Below are 19,189 nucleotides of genomic sequence, written 5' to 3' on the forward strand. Positions count from 1 at the left end.
ACTGACTAAGGAGCAGGAGTCCCACCGCTATGTACCTAGACCGGCTTCAACGGATAAAATTAACCGCCACCGGTATCGATTCTTCAACCCTGTATTTGGTATCTAATCTCCTTAATCTTCCACCCGTTATCTAGCCAGGATAGAAACCAGCTTATCGTACCTATGGCACTTTTTACCCCTCTTTCACTTTTGCTTCTGAAGGTAATAGCAAATCCCCCGTCCACCGATGCCGTATTATCCTCGAACGTGACGCTGGTTATACGGACCTTGTATTCCAGAATCTCTATAGAATAAAAATTAGCCCGGTATGAAGGCAGAACTTTTGAAATTTCGATACCATTTTCCCTTGCCCCAGGTTCGAAGAATGATACGAATTTATCCATGTCCCTGTTTTTGTATGCGGTCAAATAATCGGAGAGGAAAGAATATAAAGACATCTTATCCTGGTATGAAAAATACCTTTTACCCAAGCTAGAATACTGAGTCTTCGACTTATCCTCTTCCTTTGGCTTAACCTCGTCTTCCGCCCTGTAACTAACCTCTTCTTCATCTAAGATCTTAGCCGGTTGCTTTACCGCTACACCCTCATCTGATTTTATTTTTTCTCCGGTCCGAGGAACAAGTAAAAGAGTTCCTCTGTCGATCTTATCGTCGACCAGATTGTTAACTTCCTTGAGTTCCTCGACCGATACTTTGAATCTTTTCGCTATCAAACTTAAGGTGTCTCCTTTCCTGACCATATATTGGCCGTCGGTAAAATCCCCTATGTCCTTTTCCTCGTCCGACCCAGCTTGAATGGGAGATTTCTGCCGAATCTCCGTCGAGGCGGTCTGCTCAGACTGCTTTCCCATGTCGCTATGAAGGGCTTCCTTCTTGTCTTCCTCTCCTTGAATAACTTCCTTCTTACTCGGTTCTTCCGGAGTGGCAACGATGCTTTCCTGCACCCCAGAAGATGAAGAAATCACCCTCTCCTCCTTGGGAGGTTCCACCGACTTCCCCCCTCTTATTTCTTGATTGGGCTCGGATTCGAATAGTTCAAACCCCTCTCCAGCCTGCTCCTCCTCATCTTCGACCTCGCCGGAAAGCTGGCTTACCCGGTAGATTGAGCCGGAAAGAAGGCCGGACTCGACCAGATAGAAGGCCGATGCCAACAAAACCGCAATCAGAGAAAACAAGAAGACTAATCTTCTCGGCGTAATTTCGCTCCAAGGATTAACCACCACCACCGGCAATGCCGGAATACGTCTTGCATCATATTTCCTTCTTTTTATCGGGTCTCCTAGGATTTCATACGCTTCATTCAAACTCTTTGTAATGTCGAGTCCATGGTCTCCTACGTGGTCCGGGTGATATGCCTTCATGGAATTGATCCAGCTCTTTCTGATCTCCCCGGCAGAGGCGGTAGGAGGCACATTGAGAATTCTGTAGTAATCCTCCGCCGGTTCCTCCGGGGCAAAATGGGATAACACCAGTTTTGCTTGCTCGATTATAAACTGCTCGCTTATCTTTCTGTCTTTGGCAATCTTCCTCAATATAGGGAAGTTAGGAGAGTCTTCTCCCCTCAATACATCTTTTAGTAAAGAGTAGAAAAATACGCGGTAAAGTGAAAATTCCCTCAGTATTTCTCTTATATCGTTCGAGGTAATAATCTGAGTTATCACCCTTTCAAAAACCTTCTTATCTACCTTGAGCATCGGAGTTAAGCCCAACCTTCGTGATTTCTACATCATCTACCCAGGCGGTCCCGGAGATATATTTATCTATCTTGTCGCTCTTATACCTTCTGAGCCTGACCCCAACGGATTTGCAATCGGGGGAAGTACGGAAAGAAAGCTCAACCCTTTTCCAGTCGGTTGTTCCGGTAATCGGCTCGGTTGCTTCCACCATGCTAAACCTCGGATAGCAGAAAACTTCCCAGCTTATGCCGTTTTTGGTCGTAATCTCATCGGTGGAAATATAGGAAGTAAGCACGTAATCGGTGTCCGGCTCGACCGGTACTATCTGAGATACATGATAAAAATCAACGTTATCCGCCCCGTCGAAATTAAGCCTTAATGAATAACTGCCCCTATATTTCTTTGCCCGATCGAAGTCAATAGCTACCCCATTTATTCTGTGGATTTTCCAGTCAAACCCCCAGCCATTAGCTACCGGCTTATCTTCGAATCCCCCGTTCCAGACGAGTGACCCCTCGTTCCTCTTTCCAAATAGCCCTTCCCAGATGGACAAGGCCTGGGAACTCCGGCCATTTTTCAGAAGAAAGTCCACATAAATAGGGGCAATATCATCCGCAATCATCCCGGCTCTTGTCATTCTATCCCAAACCGGGAAGGTCTCTACCAGCTTATCCTTGACGATCAAATACCTAAGATAATCCGGAAGAGCCTCATCCGGAACAACCTGGTTAAAAATTAACTCCGGATCCCCTATTAATTGCCAACCGGCGTCGAAAACCCTTGTCCTTCTCGTTGCATCTACCCGGGCCACGGTCCTTAGATATTCCGCAGCCACGGCATCTTCCCCGAGCTTTAAAGCTAGAATAGATGCTTCCCAGAGACGTCCTATATAAAGTGGTCCGAGCCCAACCGCCCGTCTGAGCGAGGTCAGGGCTTTTTCCCTCTCGCCGTTTTCGTCAAACATCTCGGCAAGTCCTAGCCATGAGGAGGAAAGAAGAGGATTAAGCTGGAGAGACCGAACATATAAGGCCTCGATTTCCCTCTCATTTCCGAGCATGAGCAAGTGATATGCTTTAGCTAATCGAAAATTCAACTGGGCATCCGAAGGGTTTAAAGCTAATGCGCTTTCCAGGGAATCGACGTTGTCATCATCGACCAGAATTGAGGAGATGCCTAATCGGATTGTCTCCTCGAGCAGGAAAAGAGTCATAACGATGAGAAAAATTCGAACTCTATAAGGTTTTTTCATCGTCGGAATCAGGTTCTGGTTAACAACCGAAGTCAGCGCCGATAAAAGAAGACATTATCGCCTTGCAAAAACATGGGAGCCAAAGTGAGTTAAGATTTTTATCGACTCTAACATCCCAGAGCTAGGGACTATCCGACCAGGTACGGCGATTTAACCATACTCAGCCTGTTAACTCTTAATCTTCCGGGGCCGAGAATGGGGACCGACCTGGGGCAGTGAAATCGGAATCCGCAGGAGCAGAGAACGGAGATGAGGAAACGGGCTGAGAAGATGTATCTGGATTGTTATCCTCATTCAATTCATCATTAACCGAGCCCAGAAGGGATAAGTGGAAATTAATCACTTCCTTAATCCTGTGCTCAAAAAGACGATGTTGCTTTTTCAGGCCCAAGATTGCCTGCCTGATGCCCTCCTCCTCTCCCCTGGCCTCCCTTATTACCGCGCTTGCTTTTTGCTGTGCCTCCCTGACTATCTGCGCCGCCTCTTCTTTTTTACCCTCGACCTGGTCTTCCGCCTCCTTTACCAGCAGCTTAGCTCTTTGCTGGGCATCTCTGATTATTTGCGAACCCTCATCCCTCATCTTCTCCGCCTGGTTTTCAGCTTCTTCGATTATTTCCCTTGCTTTACCCTGAGCCTCGTTGATAATCGATACCGCCTCCTCCCTCTTGTTTTCTGCCTGGGATTTTGCCTCGGCAATCATAGCCTCCACCCTTTGCCGCGCCTCGTTGGTAATATGTATGGCCTGCTCTCTCTTCGCATCAACCAAGCTTTCCGCTTCTCTCAATATTTCCTCCGCCCTCTGTTGGGCACTGTTAATAATAAGGGCAGCTTCTTCTTTCTTTGTTTCCACATCCGCTTCCGCTCGTTTAACCAAATCTTCGGATTTTTGGCGTGCCTCGTCGATGATTCGCTTAGCTTCTTCCCCCGCTTTGTCCAGTTCCTCCTCCTTGAGTTTCTGCATTGTCGAAATAAACCTCTCCAGGTCTTCCTTGGTAGTGAATTCTTCCCTCCTCGGCCCTATCTCATTGATCTTTCCCTTGAGCCCTCGAAGGGTTTCCAAGATTTCTCCTAAACTTGCACCGACCTTGCTAACTGTACCGCCGCTTTGCTGGTCGTTCTTCATTAGCTTTAGAGCACTCAAAATCTCCTTAACTTCGAACCGGGTTTCATCCATCAACCTAACTTGACTGTCTTTCTCGTCGAGTCTTTTTTTGAGACCCTCATTCTCCTTGATTAAATCCTCGAGCTCTGCAGCCACAATTTCCAGAAAAGCCCTTACCTCTTCTTTGTTGAAACCCATCGGTCTATTGCTGAAGTTTTGATTGATTACGTCGTCCGGGGTTAGCTTCATGCCCTTTCTACCTCCATCCTTAATTTATCCTCGTCTTGAAATCTTGAAAAAAGACTCTGGAAAACACCACACCTCCTGTCCGAAATTACTAAGGGACGAATTATTAACTTTTATATTTAAATCCCCTGGTCAGGAGAAAAAAGATGAATCACTCTTTCTTTTCCCCACTTTTCCTTTTAAGAAGAGTTTTTTATTTCTCCTCTGCCTGCTGGCACTGTGTTTATCGCCCTGGTCATCGCTATAATAGTAATAATAGCTATATCCGTATTTGTTTCTTCCCGTTTCAAGCCTGTTTACGATAGTCCCAATTATTCTCCCTCCCACCCTCAGAATTTCCTCAATACAACTGCGAAGGGGCTGTCTCTGGGTAATTCCCACACTGGTCACAATTAAGACCCCGTCCACCGACCGGGAAAGAAGACGGGAGTCGGCAAAGCCGGTAATCGGGGGAGCATCTATAATCACCTGGTCGTATTCCTGGAGAAGACAGTCGATTAGCTCCTTCATCCTTCTCGAGCCCAGAAGCTCGGCGGGGTTGGGTGGTATTGGACCGGAGGGGATTAAATCGAGACCCTCCACATTCGCCTTACTGATCACCCCGGAAAGTTCCATCTTCCCCACTAAATAGGTGCTCAAACCAAATGCGTTTCCATTGCTCAAGAATAGCTTATGCAGTCTAGGCTTTCTCAAATCCCCGTCCACTAGGACCACTTTAAGACCGGATTGCACCATGGAAAGCGCCAGATTGGATGCGGATGTAGTTTTACCCTCTAGGGGTTGCGTACTGGTTACCAAGAGCGACCGGGGAGCATGGTCCGGTGAAGAATATAATATAGAAGTCCGGATAACCCGGAAGGCCTCTGACACTATGGACATGGGATTTAGATAAACCGTCTTCTCCGTATCTTGCAGGGCATTTTCGTCGCTCACTAGCGGAACGGCTCCCAGGAAGGGAATAGAGTATCGTCTTTTAACCTCTTCTTCGTCCTTTATGGTGTTATCAAAATGCTCAACAATAAAAGCCAGAAAGACACCCCCTAGAAGTCCAATCAATGTGGTAATAAGCAGGTTAAACAGTATATTCGGCTTATAGGCAACGAGGGGGGTTGATGCATAATCAACTACTTGAATATTAGTCGACTTGATTCCCGAAGTCACCTCAGTCTCCTTAAGCCGCTGGAGGAGGTTCTCATATATGGATTTATTCGTGCTTACCTCCCTCTCCAGAATCCGGTATTGGACTGCCTTTTCATTCAGATTGCTAACCAGTTTTTTCTGTTCCTCGACCCTTTGTTTGATTATCTTTTCCCTCTCCAGCGCAGCCTGATAGTCCTTTTTTATACTTTCAGCTATCCCGCTTACGCGCATCTCTATGGCGTTTTCCAGTTTTTTGCTCTGCGCGGCCAGTTGCTTGAGGTCGGGGTAATTAGGTCCGTAGATGATTGCCTTGTTTTCGTACTCCGCACTGAGTTCCGCATACTGCTTGGATAGGCTGCGAAACAACTCATCTCCCACCACCTGTGGCAGAAACTCGTAATTCCCGGACCGGACCTCATTGTAGAAAGCCTCCTTGGAGAATCTTTCGGCTTCAGCCTGTGAAAGAGCCTCGCTAAGGTCGACAAGCTGCTGATATGTGGGACTCAGCTTTTCATTGTTTTCTAGGGAGAAAATATCTACTCCTTTTGCAAACTGGCCAAGCTCTTCTTCTGCCCTTTCTAGCTTTATCTTTATCTGTTGAAGCTGTTTGTCCAAGAAATCCCTGGCCGCCTTCGTCATTCCCACCTTTCTTTCCACAACCCATTCTATATACTTGTCCACGAGGGTATTTACCGCTCGTGCCGTAAGTTCCGGGTCCGAGCTCTCGAAGTTAATCTGAACCAACCTTGACCTTTTATCCGGTTCTACCTTGAGCCTGGATAAAAAAGCATCGATTAATTCCTCCTCCCTGGCCATTCGCCTTTTAACCGGGTCGGTTTCCTCTTTCCTTCTAGAAAGGAAACGAGAAACAGCTGAAGCGGCCCTAGCCGCTTTATCCTTCAGAAAATGGAAAAAGCCTTGCCCTTTGCCGGAGAAATCGGGGTGTGAACCAAGCTGGATAAAATTTATTACATCCCTGGCCAGGGACCTGCTGGTGATGAGCTTATACTGCGTCTCATAAAATTCATTTTGCCTAGACTCGACCTCGACTACCTCTTCAAAGGTGGTTATCTTGGGATTCTCCGGTGATATCTCGATAGTGGCTTCTGCTTTATACACCGGGTCCATCACCAGGGATGCGATAGCCACGGTCACGATAGAAATTGCCAGGCAGGATATGACAATCCACTTTCTCCTGAGGAGAACATCCAGGTAATCCTTCAACCGTATATCATCCTCAATATAGCTTTCGTATTCTCTTCGAACCTCGGTGGATAGGAGAAAATCTTCCCTTTCCTTTATTTCCCTGCCCCTATACTCCATTAACTCTCTTTTATTCGCCTCTTCCAATCAAGTATCTCCCAAAAAAAATTCTTTAATTCCCACCGTAGTAGTATCGCTCTGGAGGGTCATAGCCCACTCCGACGAGGCCGAGCAAGAAATTGAGGCGAAGTCCGTAAAGAATCCGCTTTGCGGAGCTCGCACCGACCACCACGGCGTCTCTATCCCTTATTATAGGGTCCTCAGCTTCCCCCTCTTGAATCTGTTTTAGATCCAACTGCATGATCTCCCTAGCTCCGTTGCCCAGGTAGCGAATCAGTTTAATATCACTGGTGCTGGCATAGGTGGTCGGCCCTCCAGCTAAAGCAATACTCTGGCTCACCGTAGTCGAGCCCTCCTCTATTGGAAAAGAGCCGGGGTGTCTTACTGCTCCCTCGACAAAAACGGTCCCGGCCTCCGGAACATAGATGATATCACCAGGTTTAAGCGCTAAATTTATCCCGTCACTACCTTTAAGGAGCAGTTCCTCCAGGTCCACCATATATGCCTGCCTTCCGGTCTCCTCAGTCCTGGTAACATAAACCGTCCTCCCAGCCTTATCCCCTAATCCCCTGGCGGCGGCGAGAGCATCCAGAATTGTCTGCCTTCCCAATAGTTCGTAGCTTCCAGGTTCATTCACATAGCCAATCACAGAGATAAGCTTGCTTTTATGCTCCTTGATAAAAACGCTGACATGCGGGTCGTTGATGTACCGACCCTGTTTTAAAAGACCCTCTATCTTTTCCTCTACTTCCCTAGCCGTAAGGTCCACTACATCGATGTTGCCCAGAAGGGGAAGAGTTACCTGTCCCCTCGAGCTTACCCGGACCGTGCTTGTCAGCTTTTCAGACTCAAATACCTTAATTTCGAGTAAGTCTGCAGGACCGATAAGGTAATCGGCAGGGGATACGGGGGCAGGCGCTCCCTGTAAAATCAGCTTGGAATTAAGCTCTTTTATCTCCTGGGCTGATTCAATACCAGCCTGCTTGGGTAAAGAACCCGGAAGATCCTTTCCTCCAACACAACTTATTAAGAGAAAGGGCATGAATAGCAAGTATCTCGATAGACTTATGAATTTTTCACTACTGATCATACTCCAGATCACAAATAGACCCCTCTCATTCACGTTCCATGCTCAGGTAACACTTAATAATTGTGTGGATTTGTTGCTATTGGACAGGGCTTACCTCCCCATCGCCGTTGCTATCACCGACCGCGCTAAGGATTGCGGCGGTACCAAATAGTCCAAGAGCAGAAGCCGCGCCCACCAGCCTCCCCACACCCGAGGTGTCGTTAAAGTTATGTACGAGTAATTTGCAATCTTTGACACCCACGATTTCCACCGCATCATCCTCGGCCAGCTTACCTGCCTCGATAATCTCCAGTTCATCGTTCACCAGAACAGCGTCTCGAACCTTCCCCCCTACCAGTACCTCGACTTCAGGACCCGACCCTTTCTTATCCACGATCCCGTTCTCTCCCACTAATTTGTTCAACTCGTCCAGTTCCACACATGTTTCCGTCGTTGGTAGAATCTGAGCCAACTCCTTTTTCTGACCTAAAAATATATTTTCTCCCGCCTTTACCTCGCTCGGTCCATCAGCGTCGAGCGTCTCTAACACACCTTTACTAACTTGTACTATAGTACCGCCGTTACGTACCACGATCCTGCCTTCTCTGGCAGTACTGGCAGTCTGGACCGTTTCCGGGGTATTAATCTCTCCTTGCGGGGTCCTGAAAGAAACTCTTCCTTTTTGCGGATGGAGCCGGAAATCGATCGACCCCTTGTCCACTTTGAACGTAACTTTATCTCCTTCATCAACCGCTTCAAACACGGTTCCCCCACTAGCCACCAGCGTGCCTCCATCTATCCTTATAAGAGATGGATATTCATAAGTCATTTTATTCCCCGAAACTAGAGGATAGATATTAGAACCAGATGAGGATGACTTAACCGAGACTTTACCCAAGATACTACCCGCACCAGCAAGCTGAAGGTTCAACAAAAGGACCGATAAAAGTGAGGCAAGGATATACATATTCATCACTGCATCCTCCTTTTTTGATTATATATTTGACCGAACAAAATCCTAACCCATCTTCCGATAAATACAGACCACCAATGACGGGCCAACTTGAACAATATGGCTTATGCATAGCTCCCCTCTAAATTTGGGCCAGCTTGAATGCCGGTTTATTACTTAATATCAAATCCCGAGAACTTAATCAATACTGATATAGTAGTAGTACAGTAGTACTTTTATACTAGTACTAAAGTACTATTCGCTATGATCCCGCCCACTTGTAGGGTTATGGTATAATGAAATCCCGCTCAGAAATCATGGTCTTCAAGATAATCGATAAACTAATATACTTTTTCGCATTAAGCCTGCTTATTTTTTCGCCCTTTCCGATTGGAAGTGTAGAACCGTGGGCCATATTCGTCCTACAAACACAGGCTTTTCTGCTCTTTTTAGCGTGGTTATTGTACTCTTTTCAAGACAGTAGCCAATACAATATTAGCATCAAGAATCTCCTGCCACTATTGCTATTTCTGGCTCTATGTCTCCTGCAAATAGTCCCGCTTCCAGAGTCCATTCTGGGCGTTTTATCCGACAAGAGCTTGGGAATTTGGAGAGAAAGCAATTCCCTCCTGGCTAGCCTGGGATTCTCCAGCCTAAAAAATACGGTTACGATCAGCCTTTATCCGAATGCCACCTGGAGAGAAACCCTCCTTCTGCTCTCATACATAGCTTTTGGCTTCGTCATATCAAAGAAATTTACGACGGAGAATAAGATAAGGACCTTGCTCTACCCCTTGCTGGCCGTATCAATTTTCCAGGCAGCTTATGGCATATATCAATACCTATTAGACATTCGTAATTCTGCCTATCCGGACCTAATCTCTGCCACCGGAAGCTTTGTCAATCGAAATCATTTCGCCGGGTACCTGGAGATGTCTATCCCCATTGCTCTGGGCTATGCCCTTTCCCTAGGCGCATGGCAGGACAGTAAAAGAAGGTCTCTATTCAGAACCTGGATTTCATCGGATCACCTTTATAAACAAGCCTTGCTGCTTTTCCTAGTTGGAATAATGCTCCTGGCATTGATCCTGTCGAAGTCAAGAATGGGTATTATTAGTGCCATGCTATCGCTAGCTTTTTTCTTTGTAACCTATTACGGCCTGAAAAGAGACAAGATAAAAATAGGCTGGATGCTCGTCTTCGTGGTAGCAGTCGCCCTTTTATACGGGCTTTGGATAGGACTCTATCCAGTATTCGAAAGGTTCTTGCAAATCGAGGGCGACGCACCCGGGAGAATACTGGTATGGAAAGACTCTCTCAATGCCGTAAAGGACTTCCCCCTATTTGGTACCGGGTTTGGGACCTTCAGCTATGTTTATCCACTCTACAAAAACTCTATGGAACAGGCTTTCGTTTATTCCTATGCGCACAACGATTATCTTCAGCTCATGGTCGAGACCGGATTGATAGGTTTTGCCCTGCTTCTTACCGCGCTTCTGCTTCTGATATTCAACTCACTAAGGTCCCTGAAAGGGTTTTCTGAGCAGGGAGATTATTCCAGATTCTTTTTAGGCCTGGGCGCGCTAACCGGTATTATTTCCATACTTATCCACAGCCTGGCCGATTTTAATCTTCATATTCCGGCGAATGCACTATACTTCGCCTTCCTTATCGGCCTTCTAGCCGCCGTTTGCGATAGGAACCCTAGCGTCGAGGTTATCGAAAGGGTTAGGGTCAAGAGGAAAAGAAGAAGGAGAATCGATTATTACGGCGGTGAATTAAATACTTCGACTTGACTTTCGAGAAAAATCACCGGTTGAGCAGTGCTAGGTCAGGGATTTTATTTGACAGCGGATAATCGAACAGAAAAATTAATCCTTGTCCAATATACAAGACGGAGGGTTATCAATTGGAAAGAACGCTCTCTATAGTAAAACCAGACGGGGTCAGTAAAAATCTGGTTGGTGAAGTAATAAGGAGGTTCGAGAACGGGGGGCTTAGAGTAATTGCCCTTAAAATGGTAAATCTCACCAAGGCAGAAGCGGAGGGGTTCTACGCCGTTCACCGGGAAAGACCCTTCTTCCATAGTCTAACCGAGTTCATGTCCTCGGGGCCTTGTGTAGTAATGGTGCTTGAGGGGAAAAACGCCATATCCCGGGTACGGGAGACCATGGGTGCTACCGACCCGGAAAAGGCAGCCGCAGGTACTATCAGGAGAGACTTTGCCTCAAACATAGAGAGAAATATAGTCCACGGCTCGGATTCTCCCGAATCTGCTTCATTCGAGATATGTTACTTCTTCAATTGCTTGGAGATATGTGAACGCTAGTCTTGATTCGTCGAGCTAAAAGAATGTTTAACTGCGGTTTAAAGTCAGAGCATCTACGTTTCTATAAAAATGCGATTAAAGATACTTTTAATTACTACACTGGCCCTGATGGTGCTAGGGGTTGTAAATTTTCGAGGCACTATCTTAGAGTCGGTTGGCCAGTACCTTATAACCGAAGACCCTCTGGAAAAAGCCGATGCCATTATCCTCTTGGGTGGTTCGGTCCCGGACAGAACCTTGGAAGCGATAGACATATACAAGGGGGGCTATGCCCCTTTAATAGTATTCACCATGGGCCCTAAACCGGAGGGTTATGATGAGCTTACCAAGCGTGGGATCAAACTCGCCGAGGGACACGACTTTAGTAAATTGATAGCACTTAAATTGGGGGTACCCGAGTCCGATTTAGTGATTATCGAGAAGAGAGCAGATAGCACCTACAGCGAACTAGAAATCATTTACGACGATTTCCTGAAGAAGAAAGGCATAAAATCCGTAATCCTGGTAACTTCCAAACCCCATTCAACCAGGGCTAGCATAATTTTTAATCATGTAACCCGTGGAGAGGTCAAATTAATCACCCGACCCTCAAAATATGACCGCTATGACCCCAAAAAGTGGTGGGCAGAGAGAGATTACAGGAGGCAAACCGTCTTCGAATATCAAAAGCTTCTTCATCACTACCTTTTTGACCTAGGAACCGAATCAAACCGAACCTCATCACCCTAATGGAAGGCCGTTCGTAGTCTTGATCGTGGTTTGGAATATTCTTCCAAACTCTTCGGCGAAGATGGGCACTACCTCTTTGACCGAGATCCCTTTTCCCAACGCTTTTTCCATCGAGGTCACGCCCATATCCCGAATACCGCAAGGAACTATGATGGAGAAATAGCTGAGGTCGGTATTGACGTTCAACGAGAACCCGTGCATGGTCGTGGAATTTTTTACCTGTACACCGATTGCTGCAACCTTATCCCTTCCCACCCAAACACCGGGATATCCTTCAATCCTCTTCCCCTCTATGTTAAATCTGCCTAGAACGGCGATGAGCGCTTCTTCAAGAAGGTGGACATAAGACCGGACCCTCAGTTTAAAATCCCTAATGTTAATTATAGGATAACCCACCAGTTGACCGGGACCGTGAAAGGTAACATCTCCGCCACGTCCGACCCGGTAAACCTCGATTCCCCGCGCTTTGAGCTCCTGCTCGGAAAAAAGAATATTGCTCTCCTTAGCAAATCTGCCCATGGTAATCACCGGCCGGTCGTGCTCAATGAGCAGTAAAAATCCCCTTTTCCCTTCACCATTCGAGAGAACTATCCGGTGAAGCTCTCTCTGAATGTCGAGCCCGAACGAATAATCGGCCCGTTCCAGATAGAACCACTCCAGAGCATCACTCCGGCACTCGGTCTTATCGGAATTGATTATAGTAGGGGAGTGTTTTTTATCCAAGCTTGTCCCGCCTAGTTAATTTGAATATAATGCTTCTTCAGAGTAAGACGAATGAGAAAAGGTAACACCAATAGAATAAATTATATCGAATTAAACAAAAGAATCTCAAAAAACGAAATAAGTCCGGTTTATGTCTTCAGCGGAAACCAAGCCTACCCGATGGCCGAAGCCCTAGAAAACCTTAAGGCTAAAGTTCTCGGCCAGTCTTCTGATTTTAACCTCTCCATTTTTTTTGGAGATTCCGCCACGGCAAGAGACATAATCAATACAGCCCGGACCCATCCCATGCTCTATAAAATGAGGCTGGTTACGGTCAAGGGGGCAGACAAGCTCTCCTCCCATGAGCTCAAGTTACTGGAGGAATACCTCTCTCAGCCTAGCCCCTTTACCTGTCTGGTTTTGACCTTTACCGAAGAGAAGAAACTGAGCCTGGGAGACAAGGAACATGTAGTTTTCGTCGACTTCACCCTGAACACAAATGAATTACGCAAGGTAATAAAGGATGATGTCAAAAAGTCGGGTTATGATATCACCGGGGAGGCTATCGAGACCCTGGTCTCACTGGTTGGAGAGGACCTGCAGGATATTCATACCGAGACCGAAAAGCTTAAGCTGCTCACGATGGATAAAAAGAGGATCGAGGCCGTGGATGTGGAGAGGTTAACGGAAAAAGTCCGATTTGAAGACGTATTCCAGTTGACAAACGCCGTATTAAACAAGGATAAAAAAAGGGCGCTAAAAATACTTTTGGACCTTGAGTCAAAAAACGAGGAGCCTATTTCTGTATTGAACGCTTTAAGCAGGCGATTCCGGCTGCTCTGGAAGGCAAAAGAACTCTTGGAGGAAAAGGCGAGCCAAAGCACCATCTTGAAAGAGCTCAAGGTTTCTCCCGGTGCGCTTTTCTACATAAGACAGGAGGTACAGAGCCTCCATTACCAGGACATGAAACGTATTAACATAATTCTTAGCGAGGTAGACGGTAAACTCAAGAGGAGTTATGCTCCCAGAAACATGAGCCTGACCAAGCTTGTTCTGGAACTTTGCAAATAGTTTAAATTCTGTAGGGTGTGGTTGGGGCTAGGTTGACGGGCTTTTCTCTAGCTCGAAAACCCTTTTTGACAGGCGGCCGATGCTTCTCGACGCTGTTTTTTTATGGATAATGCCCTTTGAAGCAGCCTTATCCAGGGCTGCAATCGTCGTCTTTAAAAATTCCTTCGATTTCGCCAAGTCCTTTTCTTCTATCGCCGAATTCAGGTCCTTCGCGAGCGACTTCAGGGTAGAGCGTACATGCATGTTTCTAGCTTTCCTCTTCAAGCTCTGGCGATGCTTCTTTATTGCTGAACGGATTCTTTTGGCCATCTCGGTACTCCCAATTCCTCGAAATCAGTGCAGATATTTTGCCGGTATTAAGGGATTTGTCAAATTTTTACGTGACCATCTCACTTAAACCTCGAACCAAATTATGGTATAGTCCAGTTTTAACTTAGGAGGTCCCGATATGAAATTCTTCCTGGACACGGCTAACCTGGATGAAATAAGAGATGCAGCCAGCTATGGGGTGTTAGACGGAGTCACAACCAACCCGACACTGGTGGCAAAAGAGGGGGAACAGAGAGAGTTTAAAGAACTGGTGAGGGAAATATGCGAGATAGTGAACGGCCCGGTGAGCGCCGAGGTGATAAGCACCGATATAGAAAGGATGCTCGACGAAGCAAGGGAGCTGGCCGATATACATCCCCATGTAGTGGTTAAAATGCCCCTGACCGAAGACGGTATAAAGGCAACCAAAAGGGTCTCGGATGAAGGAATTCGGGTAAACGTCACACTGGTCTTCTCTCCTTCCCAGGCCCTTATCGCCGCAAAGGCAGGAGCCGCTTACGTAAGCCCTTTTGTGGGAAGGCTTGACGACGTTTCAAACATCGGAATGGATATAGTGAGAGACATCATCCAAATTTATAAAAACTATGATTATCCCACCGAGGTCCTGGTCGCAAGCGTGCGCCACCCCATTCACGTGGTGGAGGCAGCGAAGGTTGGCGCCCATGTTGCTACCATGCCGTATAAAATATTCAAGCAACTGGTGAAGCACCCGCTCACCGATGTGGGACTGGAAAGGTTCTTAGCCGATTGGAAAAACCTAAAGAAGTGAAGGATTTTCAAGTTCAGAGTTCAGAGTAAATGATTGATTGTAATTCTTTAACTCTAAACTCATTACTCTAAACCCTTAACTGATAAAATCCCCGCCACTAAAAACTCCTTATTCCCGTCGGCTCCGAGTATGGGAGAAGGAATAACCCCCAAGACCTTAAAATTTTGTTCCTTCAAGAAAACCACAATCTTGTCCACAACCTCTTTGTGTTTAGCTTCATCCCTCACAATACCCCCCTTACCCACCTCTCCTTTCCCCACCTCAAACTGGGGTTTTATCAAGGAAATCAGGGTTCCACCCGGTTTGAGTAATCCTGCCGCCGCCGGGATTATCTTGGTCAAAGAAATAAAAGAAACATCTATGGTCACGATATCCACCAGCTCACCTATATCCTCGGGCCTTAAATAGCGGGCGTTAATCCTTTCCTTAACCACCACCCTCCGGTCCTGTCTGAGCTTCCAATCAAGCTGTCCATACCCGACGTCAACCGCATATACGATCGTTGCGCCCAGTCGAAGAAGGCAATCCGTAAACCCGCCGGTAGAAGCGCCTATATCCAGTGCTACCTTGCCTCGAACATCGACCTTAAACTCCCTAAGAGCGGCTTCGAGTTTAACCCCTCCCCGGCTCACATAAGCTGAAACCGGTTCATTGACCGAGATAGAAGAATCCTCTTTAACCATCGTTCCGGCTTTATCCACCCGTGCGCCGTCGACAAACACGTACCCGGACATGATTAGTGAAAGCGCTCTAGACCTGGAGGAAACCAGACCCCTCTTAACCAGTAACGTATCAATTCTTTCCCTTTGCTTAATACTTCCGACCCCCAAGATGTAAGGCTATTTGTCTGAGAGGCTCGGCCCTATGGTCAAAGTCCCTCAAGTCCTCCACCGCCTCCTCGGTAAGCTCTCGAGCCAGCCTTTTTGATTTCTCCGTCCCGAGCAATCCCGGATAAGTCGCCTTTTTCTTGCGAGCATCCGTTCCCCTGCCCTTTCCGATCTCGGCGCCGCCTTCAACATTGAGAATATCGTCTATGATCTGAAAAGATAAGCCAATGCATCTAGCGTAGTTTCGAAGAGAGGAGAGTTCTTTTTCATTTGCGCCACCGATTCTGGAACCAGACACCACAGAGGCCTCGATTAAAGACCCCGTTTTTAACGAATGCATCCTCTCGACCAGCTCAAGGGTCACTTCCTCCCTCCCTTCCAGTGCCAGGTCGAGTGCCTGCCCGTTCACCATACCTTGAGACCCAACCGCCCTAGAGATATCCCTTATCACCTCGAGGACTAAAGCGGGGCTCAGGCCGTTTAAAATACACTGGTTAGTGATTATGAAAAAAGCATCGGTGAGTAGGGCATCCCCGGCCAGGATAGCTAAAGCCTCTCCAAAAACGCTATGATTGGTCGGCACCCCGCGCCGTAGCGAATCGTCATCCATCGACGGAAGGTCGTCGTGAATCAGAGAATAGGTATGGATCATCTCTATTGCGCAGGCCACCGGAAGGATTTCCTCGACTGCGCCGCCGACCGCTTCCCCAGCCGCAATGCAAAGTATAGGTCTTAGCCTTTTACCGCCGGCCATAATGCTGTAGCACATCGAATCATGCAACCGGGTTTCCGGAGTGGCAGAATCGAGGAGAAGCCGAGACAGTGTCTCATCTACTATTTTTTTCCTGCTCGACAGGTACGCTTCAATATCGAATTCCATATAACTACTCTTCCGAATCGAAATCCTTCGGCAATATCTGGCCGTCTGCGTTCTCGACCAGGATTTGAACTCTTTTCTCTACCTCGTTAAGTTTTTTATGGCAGAAGGTTATCAGTTCTACGCCTTTTTCAAAAACGGAAAGTGATTCTTCAAGCGATACATTTCCGCTCTCTAGCTTATCGATGATCGCCTTAAGTTCTTCAACAGCATCCTCGAACGATTTCATGAAGTTATATTTTAGCCTCCCCCCCTAAAGTGCACAAGGATATTATTATCCCTGTTCTTTCATGTTTTCTGCTTCTACAGCTATATTAATTAAACCAGACAGGTATTATAAATAAAATGTAGTACTTGCTGCATCCGCAGCTTCTTAGTATTCATAAAATAATTCGATCCTAAGGATATAAAACTTATGGAAGTCTTTACCGCCGCACCTCACCATGACGTGCTTACTCTGGTAATTCAGGTCTCTATACTTCTCTTCACCGCAAGAGCTCTGGGCGAATTAGCGCAAAGGCTAGGTCAGCCTGCAGTAATCGGAGAAATTCTAGCCGGTATCGTGCTTGGCCCTTCCCTTCTCAGCGGCTTCTTCCCATTCATCGGGGAATGGTTAGTACCTCAAACAAAAGTACAAGGCTACTTACTCGAAGTTGTCAGTATGATTGGCGTAATGTTTTTACTACTGATCACCGGACTCGAAACTGACCTTGCACTTATACGTCGACATGCCAGGACCGCACTCGGAGCCGCAGGCGGCGGTCTTATCGTTCCCTTTGCCACCGGCTTTCTGTTAGGCCTTTACCTACCCGATTTTTTGCTTGCAGACCCCGAACAACGATTGGTCTTCGCCCTTTTCATTGCCGCAGCCATGTCAATTTCCGCAATTCCAGTGATCGCAAAGGTGCTGATAGACCTCAATCTAATGAGACGTGACATAGGTCAAACTATTATTGCGGCAGGAATGGTTGACGACACCACCGCCTGGATAGTGCTCTCGATTATAATAGGGTTAGCCAGCGGCGAGGCTGTAAGCACCATCACAGCGCTTCAGTCAATCGGCAAAGTAGCTTGCTTTCTAGTTCTCAGCTTCACAGCCGGTCGATGGCTGGTCAAGAGATTACTCAACTTCGTGCAGGATGAGGTGGTTAGTCCTTACAAGCTCCTGACTCTTGTAATAATCCTTACTTTCGCATGGGGCGCAATCACTCAGGCAATAGGCTTAGAGGCGCTATTCGGTGCCTTTATTATGGGTATTATTTTCGGTCAGATGCCCAGGTTGCCAGACTCGGTTCATCAAACGATACAAAGCATTGCACTTGGAATCTTTGCCCCCATTTTTTTCGCTGTTGCCGGACTTAAAGTAAATCTGGTAAGACTGCTTGATCCAACCCTCATAGCCATCGGACTCCTGGTCATTTTTATAGCCTGTTTTGGAAAAATTGTTGGCACCTATATAGGTGGACGCACCATAGCGAAACGTGACCCTTGGACTTCGCTCAGCCTTGGTGCTGCTCTTAATGCCCGAGGCGCTATGGAGATTATTATCGCCACTATCGGACTTACTCTGGGAATACTCAGCCAGGATATGTTCTCGATAATAGTGCTCATGGCAATGGCCACGTCGCTGATGGCACCGCCGGCCTTACGCTGGGTTCTTAAACAGGTAGAGCCCGAAGAGGAAGAGCTCGAGCGCCTGCGTAGAGAGGAGTTGGCCAAGGGAAGTCTCGTAGCGAGCATTCACCGGGTTCTACTGCCAATAAGGAGGCGAGAAGGGGAGAGTGGTTCAATTCAAACGATAGAAGCCCGCATCTTGGAAAAGATGGGGGCTAAAACCAACTTGTCCGTCACGTTGCTTAACATAGCCGAGCCAGGGGGAAAAGCTAAAAGTACAGAGTTTTTAGACCAGCTAAGCCGTCTATTCTCACAGAAAGAATTAGTAAAAAAGGTTGTAGAAGGGGATAAACCCGCGGATATAATCCTGGACGAGGCTAAAAAAGATTACGACCTCATGGTCTTGGGAGCCTCGGAGCGGAACAGGAACTCGGAGACCTTATTTACTCCGTTAGTCGATTATCTGGTCAGGTTATCCCCCTGTGCTACCATGGTGGTACACGGTCAACGCATCCAGGAAGACTGGCTTCCTAACCGAATTTTAGTGCCTACCAACGGCACGGTTGCGGCAAAGCACGCTGCGGAGATTGGCTTCTCGCTGGCCTCATCCGGCGATGAGGACGTGGTTATTCTCAACGTGGTAGTGCAAGAAAAAGACACCTGGCACTATGACATTTACAGCGGCGCACTCGAACGCAGGCTGGGAATCGCCCATCAGATTGTAGAAGAGCTTCGTCAACTAGGTGAATCCAGGGGAGTATTAACTGTAGCCGACGTAAGAGTCGGCCCCGACCCTGAGACTGTTATCATGGATGTTGTCAACAAGGAAAGAATCGACCTAATTATCCTGGGAACCGCCATTCGCCCTGGCTCAGACCGGCTCTTCCTGGGACCAAGGGTAGAACGCATCCTGAAAAATGCACCCTGTCCGGTAATTTTGATAAACATATCTTAATGTTAAAAAGCCGGACCCTGGGTATTGAGTTACAAGATATTCATACCACTTATTGAAAGGCAACTACTAGTTAGTTCATAAGTAAGTGGACATTTTATGTTATTTGTGTTATATTTCTGGCATGAAGAGACAAGATGCCAGGACGTTGGATCATAAGACTTTGGAAGCCATACGGGTTCGGGCTGTTCAGCGGGTTCAGAGCGGGGAGAGTCCAGAAGTAGTTATCAAG

18 protein-coding genes are annotated in these 19,189 nt (G+C 47.1%); 7 read left to right on the forward strand and 11 right to left on the reverse strand.

The window, feature by feature from the left end:
* Positions 1-83 precede the first annotated feature (83 nt).
* The 6 genes from VNN20_02865 to VNN20_02890 all read right to left on the reverse strand — a co-directional run bounded on the left by VNN20_02865 (position 84) and on the right by VNN20_02890 (position 8,778).
* Complete coding sequence (locus VNN20_02865; protein ID HWP91125.1) at positions 84-1,694, reverse strand: DnaJ domain-containing protein; 1,611 nt, start codon at positions 1,692-1,694, stop codon at positions 84-86.
* A complete protein-coding gene (locus tag VNN20_02870) occupies positions 1,678-2,925 on the reverse strand; it encodes a hypothetical protein (GenBank protein HWP91126.1) in 1,248 nt (415 codons plus the stop codon). The genes VNN20_02865 and VNN20_02870 overlap by 17 nt, the downstream gene beginning before the upstream one ends.
* A gap of 175 nt (positions 2,926-3,100) precedes the next feature.
* Positions 3,101-4,276: a DivIVA domain-containing protein gene (locus VNN20_02875; GenBank protein ID HWP91127.1), complete on the reverse strand. Its 1,176-nt coding sequence runs from the start codon at positions 4,274-4,276 to the stop codon at positions 3,101-3,103.
* Between the two features lie 129 nt (positions 4,277-4,405).
* Positions 4,406-6,763 carry a polysaccharide biosynthesis tyrosine autokinase gene (locus VNN20_02880; protein HWP91128.1) on the reverse strand — a complete coding sequence of 786 codons (2,358 nt, stop codon included), beginning with the start codon at positions 6,761-6,763 and terminating at the stop codon, positions 4,406-4,408.
* Between the two features lie 25 nt (positions 6,764-6,788).
* Positions 6,789-7,826: a polysaccharide biosynthesis/export family protein gene (locus VNN20_02885; GenBank protein ID HWP91129.1), complete on the reverse strand. Its 1,038-nt coding sequence runs from the start codon at positions 7,824-7,826 to the stop codon at positions 6,789-6,791.
* Between the two features lie 76 nt (positions 7,827-7,902).
* A complete protein-coding gene (locus tag VNN20_02890) occupies positions 7,903-8,778 on the reverse strand; it encodes a hypothetical protein (protein ID HWP91130.1) in 876 nt (291 codons plus the stop codon).
* 275 nt (positions 8,779-9,053) lie between these two features.
* Between VNN20_02890 and VNN20_02895 the strand changes: the two genes are divergently transcribed.
* From VNN20_02895 to VNN20_02905, 3 genes are all read left to right on the forward strand, one after another.
* Positions 9,054-10,553 carry an O-antigen ligase family protein gene (locus VNN20_02895; GenBank protein ID HWP91131.1) on the forward strand — a complete coding sequence of 500 codons (1,500 nt, stop codon included), beginning with the start codon at positions 9,054-9,056 and terminating at the stop codon, positions 10,551-10,553.
* 113 nt (positions 10,554-10,666) lie between these two features.
* Positions 10,667-11,086: a nucleoside-diphosphate kinase gene (gene ndk / locus VNN20_02900; protein ID HWP91132.1), complete on the forward strand. Its 420-nt coding sequence runs from the start codon at positions 10,667-10,669 to the stop codon at positions 11,084-11,086.
* Positions 11,087-11,155: 69 nt separating this feature from the next.
* On the forward strand, positions 11,156-11,815 hold the full coding sequence (locus VNN20_02905) for a YdcF family protein (GenBank protein HWP91133.1): 660 nt from the start codon (positions 11,156-11,158) through the stop codon (positions 11,813-11,815).
* Here the strand turns inward: VNN20_02905 and lipB are convergent.
* A complete protein-coding gene (lipB, locus tag VNN20_02910) occupies positions 11,807-12,538 on the reverse strand; it encodes a lipoyl(octanoyl) transferase LipB (protein ID HWP91134.1) in 732 nt (243 codons plus the stop codon). The genes VNN20_02905 and lipB overlap by 9 nt on opposite strands.
* A 51-nt stretch (positions 12,539-12,589) precedes the next feature.
* Between lipB and holA the strand changes: the two genes are divergently transcribed.
* Positions 12,590-13,588 (forward strand): DNA polymerase III subunit delta, encoded by a 999-nt coding sequence (gene holA, locus VNN20_02915; protein HWP91135.1) that lies wholly within the window; start codon positions 12,590-12,592, stop codon positions 13,586-13,588.
* 27 nt (positions 13,589-13,615) lie between these two features.
* On the opposite strand, the gene rpsT is transcribed toward holA, so the two are convergent.
* Positions 13,616-13,897 (reverse strand): 30S ribosomal protein S20, encoded by a 282-nt coding sequence (gene rpsT / locus VNN20_02920; protein HWP91136.1) that lies wholly within the window; start codon positions 13,895-13,897, stop codon positions 13,616-13,618.
* A gap of 139 nt (positions 13,898-14,036) precedes the next feature.
* On the opposite strand from rpsT, the gene fsa reads away from it, so the two are divergent.
* Positions 14,037-14,687: a fructose-6-phosphate aldolase gene (fsa, locus tag VNN20_02925; GenBank protein ID HWP91137.1), complete on the forward strand. Its 651-nt coding sequence runs from the start codon at positions 14,037-14,039 to the stop codon at positions 14,685-14,687.
* Between the two features lie 62 nt (positions 14,688-14,749).
* On the opposite strand, the gene VNN20_02930 is transcribed toward fsa, so the two are convergent.
* From VNN20_02930 to xseB, 3 genes are read right to left on the reverse strand one after another with little or no spacing between them, the layout of a single operon-like run.
* Positions 14,750-15,517 (reverse strand): TlyA family RNA methyltransferase, encoded by a 768-nt coding sequence (locus VNN20_02930; GenBank protein HWP91138.1) that lies wholly within the window; start codon positions 15,515-15,517, stop codon positions 14,750-14,752.
* Entirely contained in the window at positions 15,498-16,394 is an 897-nt protein-coding gene (locus VNN20_02935; protein HWP91139.1) for a farnesyl diphosphate synthase, read from the reverse strand. Before VNN20_02935 ends, VNN20_02930 begins: the two co-directional genes overlap by 20 nt.
* 4 nt (positions 16,395-16,398) lie before the next feature.
* Positions 16,399-16,620 (reverse strand): exodeoxyribonuclease VII small subunit, encoded by a 222-nt coding sequence (gene xseB / locus VNN20_02940; GenBank protein ID HWP91140.1) that lies wholly within the window; start codon positions 16,618-16,620, stop codon positions 16,399-16,401.
* A gap of 186 nt (positions 16,621-16,806) precedes the next feature.
* On the opposite strand from xseB, the gene VNN20_02945 reads away from it, so the two are divergent.
* Both VNN20_02945 and VNN20_02950 read left to right on the forward strand, forming a co-directional pair.
* On the forward strand, positions 16,807-18,960 hold the full coding sequence (locus VNN20_02945) for a cation:proton antiporter (GenBank protein HWP91141.1): 2,154 nt from the start codon (positions 16,807-16,809) through the stop codon (positions 18,958-18,960).
* 121 nt (positions 18,961-19,081) lie between these two features.
* The coding region (locus VNN20_02950; GenBank protein ID HWP91142.1) for an IS630 family transposase at positions 19,082-19,189 on the forward strand (108 nt) is incomplete at its 3' end.

Source organism: Thermodesulfobacteriota bacterium (assembly GCA_035559815.1).
GTDB lineage: Bacteria > Desulfobacterota_D > UBA1144 > Nemesobacterales > CSP1-2 > DATMAT01.